Genomic DNA, 16644 nt, shown 5'->3' with positions numbered 1-16644 from the left:
CGCCTCGAGCCTGTCGCGCTGGTGCCTCGTCGTCGCGATCTCGGCGCTCGGCGTGAAGACCTCGTTCCAGCAGCTCGCCGCGGTCGGCTGGCGCCCGGTCGCGATGCTCGCGGTCAATACCGTGTTCCTTGCGGCGTTGATCCTCGGCGGGTTGATGGTGATGCACTGAGCGCCGCGGGAGCAGATTTCTGCGCCACCGCGGACACAGGTTTTCTTAAGGGTCCCCGGTCGTTGCCGGAATTCCGAATCACCCCTTCCATGGATGGGACACCCCGAACGGACGTGGGGCCAGTGATCATGGAGAGCCGTGTCCTCGCCGTCGGCCCAACTTTTGCTCGTGATCTTTTCGGTCTTGTAACTGTCCCATGTCTCAGCAATCGTGGGCGAGGACAGAGAAGCCATTCGCGGCGCCGGGTTGCGGCGCCGGATGACGGAGCGGGGAGGAAGGTGCGTTGGAGGCGGGGCAAAAAACCGCGGGGATTCGGCGGCGGAAGTAGTACTGAGGTCGTGACGGGAGCGTGGGAGAAAATTCATGTGCCACACGTTTGTGCCACACGTTCGCCGGTCCTCCCGACAAAAAAGCCGCTGATCCTTGAGAATCAACGGCTTGCTGAAAATGATGGTGGTGATGGGCGGAATCGAACCGCCGACCTACGGGTTATGAATCCGTCGCTCTAACCGTCTGAGCTACATCACCACGCGAGCCTGCTAATATATCGGTTTGGGAATTGAGGCGTCAAGACGCGTTGATGAAGAAACTCTACATCCGCACTTTCGGGTGCCAGATGAACGAGTACGACTCCGACAAGATGGCGGACGTGCTCGGGGCGACCGAGGAGCTGGTCAAGACCGACAACCCCGAAGAGGCCGACGTGATCCTCTTCAACACCTGCTCGGTGCGCGAGAAGGCGCAGGAGCGCGTGTTCCACGACCTCGGCCGGGTCAAGCACCTGAAGCAGGCGAAGCCGGATCTGATCATCGGCGTCGGCGGCTGCGTCGCGAGCCAGGAAGGCGGGGCGATCGTCGCCCGGGCGCCGTACGTCGACGTGGTGTTCGGGCCGCAGACGCTGCACCGGCTGCCGCAGCTGATCGCGGAACGCCGCTATAGCGGGCGGTCGCAGGTCGACATCTCGTTCCCCGAGATCGAAAAGTTCGACAACCTGCCGCCGGCGCGCGTCGAAGGCGCGAACGCATTCGTGTCGATCATGGAGGGCTGCTCGAAGTACTGCACGTTCTGTGTCGTGCCGTACACGCGCGGGGAGGAAGTGTCGCGGCCGCTCGACGACATCCTGACCGAGGTCGCGGGCCTCGCGGATCAGGGCGTCAAGGAAGTCACGCTGCTCGGGCAGAACGTCAACGCGTGGCGCGGGCCGATCACGAAGGACGGCGCGGACCTGGGTGATTTCGCGTTCCTGCTCGAATGCGTCGCCGAGATCCCCGGCATCGAGCGGCTGCGTTACACGACGTCTCACCCGCGCGAGATGACGCCGCGGGTGTTCGAGGCGTACGCGAACATTCCGAAGCTCGTCAGCCATCTGCACCTGCCGGTGCAATCGGGCTCGGATCGCATCCTCGCGGCGATGAAGCGCGGCTACTCGGTGCTCGAATTCAAATCGGTCGTCCGCAAGCTGCGCGCGGCGCGGCCGGACCTGTCGCTGTCGTCGGACTTCATCGTCGGCTTTCCGGGCGAGACCGAGGAGGATTTCGAGAAGACGATGAAGCTGATCGACGAGGTCGGCTTCGATGCGTCGTTCAGCTTCGTCTATAGCGCTCGCCCCGGGACGCCGGCGGCCGAACTCGCCGACCCGGTGCCGCAGGAGACGAAGCTTGCGTGGCTCGCGCGGCTGCAGAAGCGCATCGACGAGCAGGCGCAGGCGATCAGCCAGGCGATGGTCGGCCGCGTCGAGCGCGTGCTCGTCGAGGGGTTGTCGCGCAAGAATGCCGACGAACTGGCGGGGCGCACCGACAACAACCGGATCGTGAACTTCGTCGGGAATCCGCGCTTGATCGGACAGTTCGTCGACGTCACGATCACCGCAGCGCTGCCGCACAGCCTGCGCGGCGAAGTCTGCGTTCGGGAGATGTGAATGGCACGTCCGCTGGAGATCGTCCTCGAGCCGCTCGACAACGAGCGACTCGCGAACCTGTGCGGCGCGCTCGACGAGAACCTGCGCCAGATCGAAACCGCGTACGACGTCACGATCGCGCGCCGCGGCGAGCGCTTCACGCTGCAGGGGCATCCGTCCCAGGCGCAACTCGCCGCGAAGGCGTTGCACGAATTCTACGAGCAGGCGAACGAGCACATCAGCGTCGACGACATCCAGCTCGGCTTGGTCGAATTCGCGAACCGCCGCCAGTCCGATCAGCCGGCACCGGCGCTGCTGACGCGGAAGACCGAATTGCACGGCCGCACCCCGCGCCAAGTCGATTATCTGCGCAACATCCAGGCGCACGACATCACCTTCGGCATCGGACCGGCCGGCACCGGCAAGACCTACCTTGCGGTCGCGAGCGCCGTCGACGCGTTCGAGCGCCAGCACGTCGAGCGCATCATCCTTACGCGTCCGGCGGTCGAAGCGGGGGAGCGGCTCGGCTTCCTGCCGGGGGATCTCGCGCAGAAGGTCGACCCCTACCTGCGCCCGCTCTACGACGCGCTCTACGACCTGATGGGTTTCGACCGCGTCGCGAAGCTCTTCGAGCGCGGCAGCATCGAAATCGCGCCGCTCGCGTTCATGCGCGGGCGCACGCTGAACCACGCCTTCATCATCCTCGACGAGGCGCAGAACACGACGCCGGAACAGATGAAGATGTTCCTCACGCGCATCGGCATCGGCGCGAAGGCGGTCGTCACCGGCGACCTCACACAGGTGGATCTGCCGCGCGGCAACCGCAGCGGCTTGCTCGAAGCGCGTGAAGTGCTCGCCAGTGTGCGCGGCATCGCGTTCTCCGAGTTCCAGAAGGAAGACGTCGTGCGTCATCCGCTCGTCGCGCGGATCGTCGAGGCGTACGACAACCGGACCGCGCGCGAGGCGCAGGCGGCGCTCGTCCGCAAGGATGAGCATGGAGCCTGACACAGCGCCACCGCGGCTCGACCTCGCGGTCCAGCGCGCGATCGGCCGGGCGAACCGGGCGCTTTCGCCGGACACCGCGAGCATTCGCCGTTGGGCGTCGGCGGCCCTCGCAGGGGACGCCGAAGTCACGGTGCGACTCGTCGGCGCCGCGGAAGGGCGGCGCCTGAATCGCGACTACCGGGGCAAGGACTACGCGACGAACGTGCTGACCTTCGTCTACGGCGAGGGCGAGGCGCTGTTCGCCGATGCGGACGAAGGGGCGAACGCGGCGGACGAAATCGACGGTGCGCCGCTCGTCGGCGACCTCGTGCTGTGCGTCCCGGTCGTCCAGCGCGAGGCCGCGGACCAGCGCAAGCCGCTCGCCGCGCACTTCGCCCACCTGATCGTGCACGGCATGCTCCACCTGCAGGGCTTCGACCACGAGGCGGCCGACGAAGCGGAAGAGATGGAAAGCCGCGAGGCGCAAATCCTCGCGACGCTCGGCTACGCGAATCCATACGCCTGAGCCGCGTTCTCGACTATATCGATATCATGGACAGTTCCCCCGTCAAACCATCGCTGCTCGAACGACTCTCGGCGCTGCTGTCGCGCGAACCCGAAGACCGCGGGGAACTGATGGCCCTGCTGCACGCCGCCTTCGAGCGCGACCTGCTCGATGCGGACGCGCTATCGATGATCGAAGGGGCGCTGGAGATTTCCGATCTGCAGGTCCGTGACGTGATGGTTCCGCGCTCGCAGATGGAGGTCATCCGTCTCGACGATCCGCTCGAACGGATCACCGGCTTCGTCATCGACACCGGCCATTCGCGCTTTCCGACCGTCGGCGACGGCAAGGACGACGTGATCGGTATCTTTCTCGCGAAAGACTTGCTGCGCTATTACGCGGGGCGCGAGTTCGACCTGCGCCACATGCTGCGCCCGGCGGTGTTCGTGCCGGAGACGAAGCGCCTGAACGTGATGTTGCGGGAGTTCCGCGTCAGCCATAACCACATGGCGATCGTCGTCGATGAGTACGGCGGCGTCGCCGGCCTCGTGACGATCGAGGACGTCCTCGAGCAGATCGTCGGCGAGATCGAGGACGAATACGATTTCGAGGAAGTCGGCGACAACATCCGCCTCGTTGAGGACGGACGCTACCGCGTCAAGGCGACGACCGAGATCGAGGATTTCAACAACGCGTTCGCGACGCATTTCAGCGACGAGGACGTCGATACCGTCGGCGGGCTCGTCATCAACGAGCTCGGCCGGCTGCCGAAACGCGGCGAAGCCCTCGTGATGGACGGGCTGAAATTCCAGGTCCTGCGCGCGGACAGCCGCCGCGTCCACAGTCTGATCGTCGAGCGCGCGGCGCCGATGGCGCAAGCGTGACGGCCGGTCGGCTCTGCCCGGCCGCGCGCGGAAGCGCCGCCAGCGTCCGCACGCTTGCGGGACCGTCGTGCGTTCACCACTGCGGATCCCGCGCGTGAGTACCGCAAACCGGTCCTCGTTGCTCCCCGCGCTGCTTTCGTTCGGCGCCGGCGGCGCGTCCGTCTTCGCATTCGCGCCTTTCGAAATCTTTCCCGCCGCGTTCGGGAGCCTCGCCGTCCTCGCGGCGCTGTTGCAGCGCGCGCGCGGCTGGCGCGGCGGTTTCGGAGCCGGGTTCGCGTGGGGTCTCGGCGCCTTCCTCGCCGGGGTGTCGTGGCTGTACGTCGCGCTGAACCGCTACGGCGGCATGCCGATGCCGCTCGCGGGTTTCGCGATCCTGCTGTTCTGCGCGTATCTCGCGCTCTTTCCGGCGCTCGCCGGCGGCTTGTTCGTCCGCTTCGCGCGGGGCGGCGCGTTGCGGCGGGCGGCGCTGTTCGCGGGCCTGTGGGCGACGGGCGAGTGGTTGCGGGGGTGGCTCTTCACCGGTTTCCCGTGGCTCGCCGTCGGCTATTCACAGACGCCGCCGAGCCCGCTCGCCGGGTTCGCGCCGGTCCTCGGCGTGTATGGCGTCGGCGGCCTCGTCGCTTTCGTCGGCGCGCTCCTCGCCTTCACGACGTGGCGCCGCGCCGCGCCCGCGTTTGGCGGCGCGTTCGCCGTGGTGCTCGTCGCGAGCGCCGGCGCCGGCCTCGCGCGCGTCGCCTGGACCGAAGCTTCGGGCGACCCGATCGAGGTCGCGCTGATCCAGACGAACATCGAGCAGAACCTGAAGTGGCGCCCCGAGCGGCTTTCCGACTGGCTCGAAACGAACGCGCAACTCGCGCGCGAGCACGTCGCCGACCTCGTCGTGCTGCCGGAAACGACGCTGCCGATCCTCGCCGACCGGCTGCCGGCCGGCTACCTCGACATGCTTGCCGCGCCGGCCCGTGCGCGCGGCGGAAATCTTGTGCTCGGCGCCTTCGTCCGCGATGCCGACGGCGGCATCTACAATGCCGCGATCAGCGTCGGCGCGTCCCAGAGCGCGGTCTACGCGAAGCAGCACCTCGTGCCGTTCGGCGAATATTCGCCGCCGCTGTTCGGCTGGTTCTACCGCCTCGTCGACATTCCGATGTCGGATCAGACGCGCGGCGGGCCGACTCAGCCGCCGATGGCGCTCGGGGACCAGCGCGTTGCGGTCAACATCTGCTACGAGGATGTGTTCGGCCGCGAGCTGATCCGCAGCCTGCCCGACGCGACGCTGATGTTGAACATCTCGAACCTCGCGTGGTACGGCGATTCGTTCGCGCAGCCGCAGCATCTGCAGATCGCGCGGATGCGGGCGCTCGAGACCGGGCGCCCGATGCTGCGCTCGACGAACACCGGCATGACCGCGGTGGTGAATCCCGACGGCAGCGTCGCCGCCGCGCTGCCCGCGTTCACCCGCGGGGCGTTGCGCCTCGAAGTGCGGGGCTACGCCGGGCTCACGCCGTACGCGCGGTGGGGCGATCGCGCGGCGATGCTGATCGCATTGCTCGCGGTCGTCGCGGGCGGCGCCGGGGCCCGTCGTCCGCGCCCGGTCGGCGCGGCGAAAGCGGTCTCGGGATAGACCGGGCGGGCGACATTTCGGCGCAAACTTCGCCCGCTGCGCCGAATGCCAGTAAAATCCGGTTCTTTGCGTTTGCCGCGCGGCTCCGCACGCCGCCGGCCCAGCCGCCCGAGACCATGTCCCCGCAGAAACCGAACTTCCAGCAAGTCATCCTGACGCTCCAGCAGTTCTGGGGCGAGCGCGGCTGCGTGCTGCTGCAACCGTACGACCTCGAAGTCGGCGCCGGCACGTCGCACACGGCGACCTTCCTGCGCGCGATCGGCCCCGAACCGTGGAACGCGGCCTACGTGCAGCCGTCGCGCCGCCCCAAGGACGGCCGCTACGGCGAGAACCCGAACCGTCTGCAGCACTATTACCAGTTCCAGGTCGTGCTGAAGCCGTCGCCGCTGAACATCCAGGAGCTGTACCTCGAATCGCTGCGCGCGCTCGGCATCGACACCAACGCGCACGACATCCGCTTCGTCGAGGACGACTGGGAGAATCCGACCCTCGGCGCCTGGGGCCTCGGCTGGGAAGTGTGGCTGGACGGCATGGAAGTCACGCAGTTCACGTACTTCCAGCAGGTCGGTGGCCTCGACTGCAAGCCGGTGCTCGGCGAGATCACCTACGGCCTCGAGCGCCTCGCGATGTACCTGCAGGGCGTCGAGAACGTCTATGACCTCGTCTGGGCGGTGTATCCGGACGGCTCGAAAGTCCGCTACGGCGACGTCTTTCACCAGAACGAGGTCGAGCAGTCGAAGTACAACTTCGAGCATGCGAACGTCGACTTCTTCTTCTCGCTGTTCGGCAACTACGAATCCGAGGCGAAGCGCCTGATCGACACCGGCCTCGCGCTGCCGGCCTACGAGATGGTGCTGAAGGCCGCGCACAGCTTCAACATGCTTGACGCGCGCGGCGCGATCTCGGTCACCGAGCGCGCCGCCTACATCGGCCGCATCCGCAACCTGTCGCGCGCGGTCGCGCAGGCCTATTTCGAATCCCGCGCGAGCCTGGGTTTCCCGATGCTGAACCACAACCCGTCGCAGGAGGCAGCGTGATGGCCGCCGCGACTCTGCTCGTCGAACTCCTGACCGAGGAACTGCCGCCGAAGGCGCTGCCGCGCTTGGGCGAAACCTTCGCCGCGAAAATCTTCGAAGGCCTGAAGGCGCGCGACCTCGTCGCCGAAGACCGCGGGTTCCGCTGCTTCGCCGCGCCGCGCCGGCTCGCAGTGACCGTGCCTGCGGTGCGAACCGCAGCGCCGTCCCGCGAGGTGACCGAGAAGATCATGCCGGTGCAGGTCGCGCTCGACGCCGAAGGCCGCCCGACGCCGGCGCTGCTGAAGAAGCTCGAAGCAAAGGGCATCCCTGCCGGCGCGGTCGCGAGCTTCGAGCGTCGCCTCGACGGCAAGGCCGAAGCGCTGTTCTACACCCGCAACGAAGACGGCGCCGCGCTCGACGACGTGCTCGCGGCGATCGTCCAGGACGCCGTCAAGGCGCTGCCGATCCCGAAGCTGATGCGCTGGGGCGCGGGCGACGCGCAGTTCGTCCGCCCGGTGCACAAGCTCTCGATGCTGCACGGCGAGCGGGTCGTGCCGGGGCGTGTGCTCGACCTCGACTCGGATCGCGTCACGCGTGGTCACCGCTTCATGAGCCGCGGCGACATCGCGCTCGCGACCGCGGAAGCCTACGAGCCGACGCTGCTCGCCGAAGGCAAGGTGATCCCGGATTTCGCCGAACGACGCGCCGACATCGAGCGTCAGCTCGTCGAAACTGCGCTGGCGCAGGGTGCGAGCCTCGGCGAGTATGCGGATCTCCTCGATGAGGTGGCGGCGCTGGTCGAGCATCCGACGGTCTATGTCGGCGAATTCGAATCCGAATTCCTCGCGGTGCCGCAGGAATGCCTGATCCTGACGATGCGCGCGAACCAGAAGTACTTCCCGCTGTTCAACGCCGAAGGCCGCCTGCTGAATCGCTTTCTGATCGTCTCGAACATGCGCCTCGCGGACCCGTCGAACATCGTAGCCGGCAACCAGCGCGTCGTCCGTCCGCGGCTGTCGGATGCCCGCTTCTTCTTCGAGCAGGACCGCAAGCACCCGTTGGAGAGCCGCCTGCCGCGCCTTGCGCCGGTCGTCTACCACAACAAGCTCGGGAACCAGCTCGAACGCGTCGAACGACTCGAACGCCTCGCGGGCCGCATTGCCGCCAAGCTGCATGGCGACGCTGCCGCCGCGGCGCGCGCCGCACGGCTCGCGAAGGCCGACCTCGTCACCGACATGGTCGGCGAATTCCCGGAGCTGCAGGGCATTATGGGGCGCTACTACGCGCTCAACGACGGCGAGGGCGACGTCGTCGCCGACGCGATCCAGTCGCATTACCAGCCCCGTTTCGCCGGCGACGCGCTGCCCGCCGGAAACGTCGCGTGCGCGGTCGCGCTCGCCGACAAGCTCGACGCGCTCGTGGGTTTCTTCGGCATTGGCCAGGTGCCCACGGGCGACAAGGATCCGTTCGGACTGCGTCGCGCCGCGCTCGGTGTGCTGCGCATCCTGATCGAGACGCCGCTGCCGCTCGACCTCGCCGCGCTGATCGCCGACACCTCCGACGGCTTCAAGCCGGGGCTGCTGACCGCGGCCGGCTTCGAAGTGCAATTGCTCGACTTCATGTTCGAGCGGCTGCGTAACCTGCTGCGCGATGCCGGCCACGCGGTCGACGTCGTCGACGCGGTGCTCGCGCTGCGCCCGATGCGCCTGGACCTCGTGCCGGCGAAGCTCGACGCGGTGCGCACCTTCCGTGGTCTGCCGGAAGCCGAGGCGCTCGCCGCGGCGAACAAGCGGATCATCAACATACTGAAGAAGGCCGAGGGGGAAGTGCCCGAGCCCGACGTCGCGCTGCTGCAGGAAGATGCCGAACGGGCGCTGTTCCACGCGGTCGTCGAGGTCGCGCCGCTGGTGCGCTCGCACGTCGCGAACGAGGACTACACCGACGCGCTGTGCGCGCTCGCGGGGCTGCGCGCGGCGGTCGACCGCTTCTTCGACGACGTCATGGTGATGGCGGAAGAGCCGCTGACACGCCAGAACCGCCTCGCGCTGCTGCGCCAGCTCGCCGGACTGATGAACCAGGTCGCCGATCTTTCGCGGCTCTCCGCGTGACGGGACGGGCGTTTTGCCGATGAAACTGATCATTCTCGACCGCGACGGTGTCATCAACTACGACTCCGACCAGTTCATCAAGTCGCCCGACGAGTGGAAGCCGATTCCCGGCTCGCTCGAAGCGATCGCGCGGCTGAACCAGTGGGGCTGGCGCGTCGTCGTCGCGTCGAACCAGTCCGGGATCGGCCGCGGCCTGTTCGGGATGGACACGCTGAACGCGATCAACGAGAAGATGGTCAAGAGCCTCGCGCAGGTCGGCGGGCGGCTCGACGCGATCTTCTTCTGCCCGCACGCCGCGAACTCGACCTGCACGTGCCGCAAGCCGAAGCCGGGTCTCTTCTACCAGATCGCCGAACGCTTCAACGTCGACCTCGCCGGCGTGCCGTCGGTCGGCGACAGCTTGCGCGACCTGCTGGCCGGCGCCGCGGTGGGCTGCAAGCCCTACCTCGTGCTGACCGGCAAGGGCCAGAAGACGCGCGAGGACCCGGCACTGCCCGAAGGCACGCTCGTCTACCCCGATCTGGCGACCGTCGTCGCTGATCTCACAGCCTGAACCCGCCGTGATCCTCCTCCGTTCCCTGCTGTTCGCGATCGTCCTCGCGATCGTCACGCCCCCTTACGCAATCTTCGGCTTCCTGACCTTCCCGCTGCCGCCCCGCATGCGCCACCGCATCATCACGTCGTGGGCGCCGCTGGTGATGTGGTTCGTCTGGCATCTGCTCGGTATCCGCTTCAAGGTCGTCGGCCGCGAGAACATCCCGGCCGGACCGGCAGTGATCCTGTCGAAGCACCAGTCGGCGTGGGAGACGATGGCGCTGCAGGTGATCTTTCCGCCGCTGTGCTTCGTGCTGAAGCGCGAATTGCTGAAAGTCCCGTTCTTCGGCTGGGGCCTCGCACAGATTCCGGGCATCGCGATCGATCGCAACGCCGGCAAGGACGCGCTGACCCAGGTCGTCGAGCAAGGCCGCGCACGGCTCGCGGAAGGCTTCTGGGTCGTCGTGTTTCCCGAAGGGACGAGGGTCGCGCCGGGCGCGACCCGACGCTACAAGCCCGGGGGCGCGTGGCTTGCGCAGAAGGCTGGCGTGCCGATTGTGCCGGTTGCGCACAACGCGGGCGAGTTCTGGCGCAGGAACGCGTTTCTGAAGCGTCCCGGCGAGATCACCGTCAGCGTTGGACCGCTGATCGACCCGGCGGGGCTTGCGGCCGCCGAGGTCAATGCGCGGGCCGAAGCGTGGATCGAGGCCGAGATGCGTCGCCTCTTTCCGCATCACTACCGGCGCGAGCCGTCGCGGGCCGCGGCCTGACCGGAAACTGCAGCGCCAAGGGGCTCGACGCGCGGGGCGGACCGCTTGAGCGGGAACTGACGCCGCGTTGATGCGGCAATGGAAGGACGGGATGAGCGAGCGCATCGAACGACGACGAAATCGACTGGAGCCCCCGGCTTCCGAGGATGACGTCGACGTTCGCGGCTTCCGCCTGATGCGCTATTTCACGCTGACGAGTCTCGTCGCGTTCGCCGCCGTCGTGCTCGCGCTGGCTTTCCTGCAGTGGCGGGAAAGCGTGTTCTTCGCCGAAGTCCAGCGCGACCAGAGCAGCTTTTTTTCGCGCGCCCAGCTCGATCTCGCGCGCAAGCAGGAGGAGTCCGCCCGCGGCAATCTGGTCCGGGTGCACGAGGCCGCGCACGTCAATCTCACGCGCCTCTTCGCGAACGTCCTGTGGGACTCGGATTTCTCGCCGTTTGTTGCGAGGGTTCAGGCGCTTCCGGTCGAGCACTGCCGTGCGCTTCCCGCGCCCGCCGCCGGGGCGACCGCGCCGCCCGACGCACGGCGCGCCTGTTTCGCCGAGCTCGGCGAGAGGATCCAGGCCCTCCCGGGCTTTTCCGCGCTTGACGCCCACGCCTACGCGACGATGCGATCGAGCAGCGTGTTCAAGATCAAGGTTTTCGATTTGCGCGGGATCACCGTCTATTCATCCGACCACAGCCAGATCGGAGTGGACGCGGCGGACAATCGGGGCTGGCAAAGTGCGATGGCGGGGCGGCCGGCCAGTGAATTGACCCATCGCGACCGCTTCAGCACCTTCGAAGGCGTCGTCGAGAATCGGGCTCTGTTGTCGAGCTACGTGCCGGTGCGCGCGCCGGGGAGCGATGCGATCGTCGGCGTCTTCGAGATCTATTCCGACGCCACGGACTTTCTCGCGCAACTCGACAGCGCGGCCGCCGAAGCGGGAAGTCTTGCCGCGGCAAACCGTGAGCGGCTGCAGCGAACCGCGGCGCAAAACCAGCTTGCGGTCGACTCGAGTTCGGAGCGCCTGATGCTGATCGTCGGCGGGTTGCTCGCGCTGCTCTACATCGCCTTGCTGCTGCTCGTGCGCAACGGCCAGCGCATCATCGACCGGCAGGCGCGCGCGCAGGAAGCGGCGACGCGGCGAGAGGAGCGGTGGCACCGCGAAAAGATGGCGGCGCTCGCCGCGATGGCGGCGAACGTCTCGCATGAGGTCGGCAATCCGCTTGCGACGATTTCTATGCTCGCGCAGGAGATCGCGTCGCAGCAGGCGAAGAACGGTTCTGCCGGCGGTCAAGCCGCACGCATCATCGAGGAGGCGCGCCGCATCGGCAACATGACGCGCCAGATCGCGGACTTCGCCGCCGCTCGCCGAGAAACCCTCGAACGGGTGGACATCAACCAGATGGTCCAGGCGGTTCTCGATTTTCTTTGCTTCGACCGCCGCTTCGCTTCGATGGAGATCGATTTCCGCCCGGACAGCGACTTGCCGTCTCACCCGGTCGTGCCGGACAAGTTGAACGAAGTGCTGATGAACCTGTTGCAGGGGTGTGCCGAATGCGATGCCGGGCTCGGCGGGCCTCGCGGACGGATCCGCATCGAGACCCATGCGCGCGCCGGCGGCGTCGTCATCCGCGTCGGCTGCGAATGCGCCGTTGGCGAGGGCGTGTGCGCCGGCCGCGACCCGTTCGGGGACTCGCGCTTCGAGGCGATGCGACGCCGGATCGCGAGCATGGGCGGCGCGCTCACGCGCTCGCCGGGCACCGTCGAAATCGTCCTTTCCGACGCCGCCGCTTCCGTTTCCGCGTAACCGGGCGAGCGCACCCGTCGCCCGTCACCTGCTTCGCCCGCGGCGATCTTCGTGCAGCGCGTGCGAAACCGCCGCGGTCTTCGCTCGGCAGGCGATTAGAATTCCGCCTCGCGCAGGGCATGTTCCCAGAATCCCGGCGCGAGCCCTTCCCAATCCCGTCAAAGGACACAGCATGGCCTCGGCATTCGGTCCAGAAGAAGCCCGCACCTATATGCACAAGCTCCTCAGGGCGATGCATCAGATGGGAGGCTCCGACCTGTTCGTGTCGGCCGACTTCCCGCCGAGTGTGAAGTCCCACGGCGGGATGAAGCCGCTCAGCCAGCAACGGCTTTCCGCCGACGTGACGAGATCGCTGGCGCTGAGCCTGATGAACGACCGTCAGCGGCAGGAGTTCGAGGCGGCGATGGAGTGCAATTTCGCGATCTCGCTGCCCGAAGTGTGCCGCTTCCGCGTCAATGTCTTCGTCCAGCAGCAGCAGGTCGGCATGGTGATCCGCACGATCGCGTCCGAGATCCCGACCCTCGACACGCTCGGCCTGCCCGATGTGCTCAAGGACATCATCATGACCAAGCGCGGGCTCGTGCTGGTCGTCGGCGGGACCGGCTCAGGCAAGTCGACGACGCTGGCGGCGATGATCGATCATCGCAACACGAACTCGGCCGGCCACATCATCACCGTTGAGGATCCGGTCGAATACGTGCACAAGAACAAGGGCTGCCTGATTACGCACCGCGAGGTCGGCGTCGATACGCATTCGTGGGAGCACGCGCTGAAGAACACGCTGCGTCAGGCCCCCGACGTGATCCTGATCGGCGAAATCCGCGACCGCGAGACGATGGAGCATGCGATCGCGTTCGCCGAGACCGGCCATCTGTGCCTCGGCACCTTGCACGCGAACAACGCGAACCAGACGATCGACCGGATCATCAATTTCTTCCCGGAAGAGCGGCGCAACCAGCTGCTGATGGATCTGTCGTCGAATCTGCGCGCGATCGTCTCGCAGCGCCTGATCCGCACCGAAGACGGCAACGGCCGCAAGGCGGCGATCGAGATCCTGCTGAACACGCCGACGATTGCCGAGATGATCTTCAAGGGCCAGTTCCAGTCGATCAAGGAGATCATGGCGAAATCGCGCGAACTCGGGATGTGCACGTTCGACCAGGCGCTGTTCGCGCTGTACGACGCGCATCACATCGGCTACGACGAGGCGATCCGCAACGCCGACTCGGCCAACGAGCTGCGCCTGCAGATCAAGCTGAAGGCCGAACGCGGTCAGCCGAGGTCCGATTCGACGGGCGAGTTCAGCCTGTCGATCGAAGAGGAGCCCGAACCCGAGGAGACGGCCGACGATTCGGCAGCGTTGTCGAAACTGCCCGCAAGAGCCTGACGCTCGCACCGGACCCGGCAAGCAACGCGCCGAGGCAAAAAAAACGCCCCGCGAGCGGGGCGTCTTTGCTTCGGGGCCTCGTGCGGCCCCGACTGTTCCGAGAACTTACGCGGCCTTCTTCGCGCCGGCCTTGGCGGTCGCGGTGACGGCCTTGACGGTCGCGTTGGTCGCGGCGGCGACGTTCGCTTCGGCGATTTCGGCGACCTGCTTCGCGGCCTTGCTGACGCTGTCGTAGGCGCTGTTCGCGGCGGCGATCGCCGACTTCACGGCGGCGACGGCGACGTCCGAACCGGCCGGGGCCGACTTCGCGGCCTTGTCGAGCGCGACGGCCAGGTTCTTGTTCAGTTCGGCGATCTGGGCTTCGACCAGCTTCGAGACTTCTTCCTGGCTCTGCGAAGCGATCTCATAGACGCTGCGGTTGTACGCGACGGCCTTCTCGACGAGCGGCTGGGCCAGCGCGCTCTGCAGGCTCAGGAGCTCCTGAACGTCCTTCGCGCCGAGCAGGGACTTCGCGTTGGCGATGCTGTCTTCGAGGATCGAACGGGCGGTGTTCAGGTTCAGGGCGGCGAAACGCTCGGCGCTGGCGAAGGTGCTGTTGGCTAGGGTCAGCAGGGTTTCGATGTTGGCTTTGTTGGTCGCGGCGAATTGCTCGGGGGTCGCAAACATGGTGGATCTCCTGATGTAGTGGGTACTTCACGCAATTAGTCTGCTTCGCAGCACTTCGCGGTGCATGATGCGTCGCAACACGGTTCGAATTATAGGGGCGAAAGCTCGCGTGTCAACCCAATGTTTGTGCGTTGCACAATACTAATGGAATTACGGTATTGCATCTTGCGGATTTCAGGTAACACTCGGTTTCCATTTGTGTTTTTGCGGAGACCGGGAGCGCGGTAGAACGCGCTGTGACTGCGGAAGTGCGCCCTCGTGGGCGGGGTGCAGCAAGGCGGGGAAGGGACGGTGTGAAGACGTTGCGGGAACGCGCCGCCGGCATCGATTGCGGCGGCGCGGCGGGACTCAGCGGTGCTTGAAGTCCGGGTTGCGCTTTTCCATGAAGGCGGTCATGCCTTCCTTCTGATCGTCGAGACCGAACGCCGCGTGGAAGACGCGCCGCTCGAACAGCAGACCCTCGTTGAGGCTGCCTTCGAATGCGCGATTGACCGACTCCTTGATCATCATCACGACCGGCAGCGAGTAGCCGGCGATCGTCGATGCGGCTTCCAGCGCCTCGTCGAGCACGCGCTCGGCGGGAACGACGCGGGCGACGAGGCCCGCGCGCTCGGCTTCGGCGGCGTCCATCGAGCGCGCGGTCAGGCACAGATCCATCGCCTTCGCCTTGCCGACCGCGCGTGGCAGCCGCTGCGTGCCGCCCGAGCCGGGCAGGATGCCGAGCTTGATCTCGGGCTGGCCGAATCTGGCGGTGTCCGCGGCGATGATCATGTCGCACATCATCGCGAGTTCACAACCGCCGCCGAGCGCGTAGCCGGCGACCGCGGCGATCACCGGCTTGCGGCAGGTCTTCACGCGTTCCCAATTGCGCGTGATGTAGTCGCCCTTGTAGGCGTCCATGTGGGAGAAGTTCGCCATCGCACCGATGTCGGCGCCCGCAGCGAACGCCTTGTCAGAGCCGGTGATGACGACCGCGCCAATGTGTTCGTCGGCTTCGAAGCCGTCGAGCGCTTCCCAGAGCTCGTCGACCAGCTGGTCGTTCAGCGCATTGAGCGCCTTCGGACGGTTCAGCGTGATCAGGCCGACCCGGTCACGCGTTTCGACGATGATGTTTTGAAAGCTCATGCGGGCTCATCTCCTGCGGATTGAAGAGTTCATCGGGGACTGCTCGGGGCGTCGGAGGGCGCTTCCTGCCCGGTCGCGGATCCTTTGGGCTGAATGGTCGCGCGCACGCGGCCTTCGCCGGAGGCCGGCGTCGCGGCGGTGCCGGGCTGGTTCGCCACCACGTAGTTTTCGGTCAGCGCGTCGTATTCGATGTAGCGTCCGCGCACTTCGTCGCCGGCGGACTTCACGTGCGCCTGATTGAAGAGCCGTGCGCGCTCGTTGCGGCTGTCATACTCAATGCGCTCGGCTTCGCCTTCGACGTATTCGTTGCTGCCTTCGCGTTTCTGGCGAAAGGTCGCCAGTCGTTTTTCATTGCCGGTCGCGACGCCGGTCTGGAAGCCGTCGGCGCCCTGCGTGACGACGAGCCGCGGCGCCTTGATGACGAGCGTGCCCTGCGTGAGCACGACGTCGCCTTCGAAGACATGCACCTTGTTGCGGTCGTCCACCGTCATGCGGTTGGCTTCGATGTTGACGGGCTTGTCGCGGTCGGCTCGCTCGGCCGAGGCCGAAGCCGGCAGCAGTCCGAGCGCGAGGGCGAGGAGAACGATTCGGGACAGGGGCTTCATGGCGTGTTCCGGGCTGAGCTTGGCATGCGCACGCGGACCGACCCGATGAGGTCGAGCGTGCCGAAGAGGTTGTCCGACTTCATGCCTTCTGCGTGCGCGGTCGCGGCACCCCGGGTGAGGACAACCGGCTCGTCGGTTTCGGCGCGCTGGTCGTCCGGCCAGATCCGCAGCGAAGCGGAGGCGAAGGTCATTTCGGGACTGCCGGGCGCCGCGACGCGGAGCCCGCGGACGTCGCCGGTCAACAGGACTTCAGTGCCGCCGTCGAGGACTTCGCCCTTTTCGGCTGCGAGCCGCAATTCGCGGCCCTCGACGCCGTACCGCAGCCGTGGGCGGTCGAGTTCGGTGACGCCGGGCAGCGGGTAGTTCGTGATCCGGTCGGCCAGCAGCTCGTAGCGCTGCCGCCCTTGTTCGTCGAAGCTGATGAGCCGCGCGCGTTCGGCGGTGAAGTCGGGCTCGCTCCTCGATTCGGCCGAGCGCTCGTTTTCTTCCTCGCGCGTCGCGCGTTCGAGCCACACCGTCGAGCCGGCGAGCACGATCAACACGATGAGCGGATAAAGCCGGGGCAGCGGGGAGCGCATCGCGGCCCT

Annotated in this window: 15 protein-coding genes and 1 tRNA gene; 11 read left to right on the top strand and 5 right to left on the bottom strand. The window is 66.8% G+C overall.

Annotated elements, in window-relative coordinates; all coding sequences use genetic code 11:
- Window positions 1-620: 620 nt before the first annotated feature.
- A tRNA-Met gene (locus V6M37_RS03660) sits at window positions 621-697 on the bottom strand.
- A gap of 52 nt (window positions 698-749) precedes the next feature.
- Here V6M37_RS03660 and miaB point away from each other — a divergent pair.
- The 11 genes from miaB (at window position 750) to V6M37_RS03605 (ending at window position 13661) form a co-directional block, all read left to right on the top strand.
- A complete protein-coding gene (gene miaB, locus V6M37_RS03655) occupies window positions 750-2087 on the top strand; it encodes a tRNA (N6-isopentenyl adenosine(37)-C2)-methylthiotransferase MiaB (protein WP_332671124.1) in 1338 nt (445 codons plus the stop codon).
- A complete protein-coding gene (locus V6M37_RS03650; protein ID WP_332671123.1) occupies window positions 2088-3071 on the top strand; it encodes a PhoH family protein in 984 nt (327 codons plus the stop codon). It begins immediately after the preceding gene.
- Window positions 3061-3576 (top strand): rRNA maturation RNase YbeY, encoded by a 516-nt coding sequence (gene ybeY / locus V6M37_RS03645; RefSeq protein ID WP_332671122.1) that lies wholly within the window; start codon window positions 3061-3063, stop codon window positions 3574-3576. Before V6M37_RS03650 ends, ybeY begins: the two co-directional genes overlap by 11 nt.
- 26 nt (window positions 3577-3602) lie before the next feature.
- A complete protein-coding gene (locus V6M37_RS03640; RefSeq protein WP_332671121.1) occupies window positions 3603-4439 on the top strand; it encodes an HlyC/CorC family transporter in 837 nt (278 codons plus the stop codon).
- Window positions 4440-4533: 94 nt separating this feature from the next.
- Complete coding sequence (lnt, locus tag V6M37_RS03635) at window positions 4534-6057, top strand: apolipoprotein N-acyltransferase (protein ID WP_332671120.1); 1524 nt, start codon at window positions 4534-4536, stop codon at window positions 6055-6057.
- A 116-nt stretch (window positions 6058-6173) separates the two neighbouring features.
- Window positions 6174-7094 carry a glycine--tRNA ligase subunit alpha gene (gene glyQ / locus V6M37_RS03630; protein WP_332671119.1) on the top strand — a complete coding sequence of 307 codons (921 nt, stop codon included), beginning with the start codon at window positions 6174-6176 and terminating at the stop codon, window positions 7092-7094.
- Window positions 7094-9181 carry a glycine--tRNA ligase subunit beta gene (gene glyS, locus V6M37_RS03625; RefSeq protein WP_332671117.1) on the top strand — a complete coding sequence of 696 codons (2088 nt, stop codon included), beginning with the start codon at window positions 7094-7096 and terminating at the stop codon, window positions 9179-9181. The genes glyQ and glyS overlap by 1 nt, the downstream gene beginning before the upstream one ends.
- 19 nt (window positions 9182-9200) lie before the next feature.
- A complete protein-coding gene (gmhB, locus tag V6M37_RS03620) occupies window positions 9201-9734 on the top strand; it encodes a D-glycero-beta-D-manno-heptose 1,7-bisphosphate 7-phosphatase (RefSeq protein WP_332671116.1) in 534 nt (177 codons plus the stop codon).
- Between the two features lie 7 nt (window positions 9735-9741).
- A complete protein-coding gene (locus V6M37_RS03615; RefSeq protein ID WP_332671115.1) occupies window positions 9742-10485 on the top strand; it encodes a lysophospholipid acyltransferase family protein in 744 nt (247 codons plus the stop codon).
- A 91-nt stretch (window positions 10486-10576) separates the two neighbouring features.
- On the top strand, window positions 10577-12274 hold the full coding sequence (locus tag V6M37_RS03610; protein ID WP_332671114.1) for a HAMP domain-containing sensor histidine kinase: 1698 nt from the start codon (window positions 10577-10579) through the stop codon (window positions 12272-12274).
- A 172-nt stretch (window positions 12275-12446) separates the two neighbouring features.
- On the top strand, window positions 12447-13661 hold the full coding sequence (locus V6M37_RS03605) for a PilT/PilU family type 4a pilus ATPase (protein ID WP_332671113.1): 1215 nt from the start codon (window positions 12447-12449) through the stop codon (window positions 13659-13661).
- Between the two features lie 105 nt (window positions 13662-13766).
- On the opposite strand, the gene V6M37_RS03600 is transcribed toward V6M37_RS03605, so the two are convergent.
- From V6M37_RS03600 to lptC, 4 genes are all read right to left on the bottom strand, one after another.
- Window positions 13767-14327, bottom strand: a complete 561-nt coding sequence (locus V6M37_RS03600; protein WP_312659399.1) for a phasin family protein — start codon at window positions 14325-14327, stop codon at window positions 13767-13769.
- Window positions 14328-14675: 348 nt separating this feature from the next.
- Window positions 14676-15452 (bottom strand): enoyl-CoA hydratase, encoded by a 777-nt coding sequence (locus V6M37_RS03595; RefSeq protein ID WP_332671111.1) that lies wholly within the window; start codon window positions 15450-15452, stop codon window positions 14676-14678.
- A gap of 29 nt (window positions 15453-15481) precedes the next feature.
- On the bottom strand, window positions 15482-16057 hold the full coding sequence (gene lptA, locus V6M37_RS03590; RefSeq protein ID WP_332671110.1) for a lipopolysaccharide transport periplasmic protein LptA: 576 nt from the start codon (window positions 16055-16057) through the stop codon (window positions 15482-15484).
- Entirely contained in the window at window positions 16054-16635 is a 582-nt protein-coding gene (lptC, locus tag V6M37_RS03585; protein WP_332671108.1) for an LPS export ABC transporter periplasmic protein LptC, read from the bottom strand. Before lptC ends, lptA begins: the two co-directional genes overlap by 4 nt.
- Window positions 16636-16644: the final 9 nt, after the last annotated feature.

This window comes from Aromatoleum sp. (genome assembly GCF_036675785.1).
Taxonomy (GTDB): Bacteria; Pseudomonadota; Gammaproteobacteria; order Burkholderiales; family Rhodocyclaceae; genus Aromatoleum.
Note: the sequence above shows the minus strand (reverse complement) of the source record. Positions and strands in the feature narration are given on the sequence as shown.

What these genes read in the sequence shown, in the direction of transcription:
- V6M37_RS03600 (WP_312659399.1), bottom strand. Translation starts at nt 14,327, where the DNA reads ATGTTTGCGACCCCCGAGCAATTCGCCGCGACCAACAAAGCCAACATC.
- V6M37_RS03610 (WP_332671114.1), top strand. Translation starts at nt 10,577, where the DNA reads ATGAGCGAGCGCATCGAACGACGACGAAATCGACTGGAGCCCCCGGCT.
- gmhB (WP_332671116.1), top strand. Translation starts at nt 9,201, where the DNA reads ATGAAACTGATCATTCTCGACCGCGACGGTGTCATCAACTACGACTCC.
- glyQ (WP_332671119.1), top strand. Translation starts at nt 6,174, where the DNA reads ATGTCCCCGCAGAAACCGAACTTCCAGCAAGTCATCCTGACGCTCCAG.
- miaB (WP_332671124.1), top strand. Translation starts at nt 750, where the DNA reads ATGAAGAAACTCTACATCCGCACTTTCGGGTGCCAGATGAACGAGTAC.
- V6M37_RS03650 (WP_332671123.1), top strand. Translation starts at nt 2,088, where the DNA reads ATGGCACGTCCGCTGGAGATCGTCCTCGAGCCGCTCGACAACGAGCGA.
- V6M37_RS03640 (WP_332671121.1), top strand. Translation starts at nt 3,603, where the DNA reads ATGGACAGTTCCCCCGTCAAACCATCGCTGCTCGAACGACTCTCGGCG.
- lptC (WP_332671108.1), bottom strand. Translation starts at nt 16,635, where the DNA reads ATGCGCTCCCCGCTGCCCCGGCTTTATCCGCTCATCGTGTTGATCGTG.
- ybeY (WP_332671122.1), top strand. Translation starts at nt 3,061, where the DNA reads ATGGAGCCTGACACAGCGCCACCGCGGCTCGACCTCGCGGTCCAGCGC.
- V6M37_RS03595 (WP_332671111.1), bottom strand. Translation starts at nt 15,452, where the DNA reads ATGAGCTTTCAAAACATCATCGTCGAAACGCGTGACCGGGTCGGCCTG.
- lptA (WP_332671110.1), bottom strand. Translation starts at nt 16,057, where the DNA reads ATGAAGCCCCTGTCCCGAATCGTTCTCCTCGCCCTCGCGCTCGGACTG.
- glyS (WP_332671117.1), top strand. Translation starts at nt 7,094, where the DNA reads ATGGCCGCCGCGACTCTGCTCGTCGAACTCCTGACCGAGGAACTGCCG.
- V6M37_RS03605 (WP_332671113.1), top strand. Translation starts at nt 12,447, where the DNA reads ATGGCCTCGGCATTCGGTCCAGAAGAAGCCCGCACCTATATGCACAAG.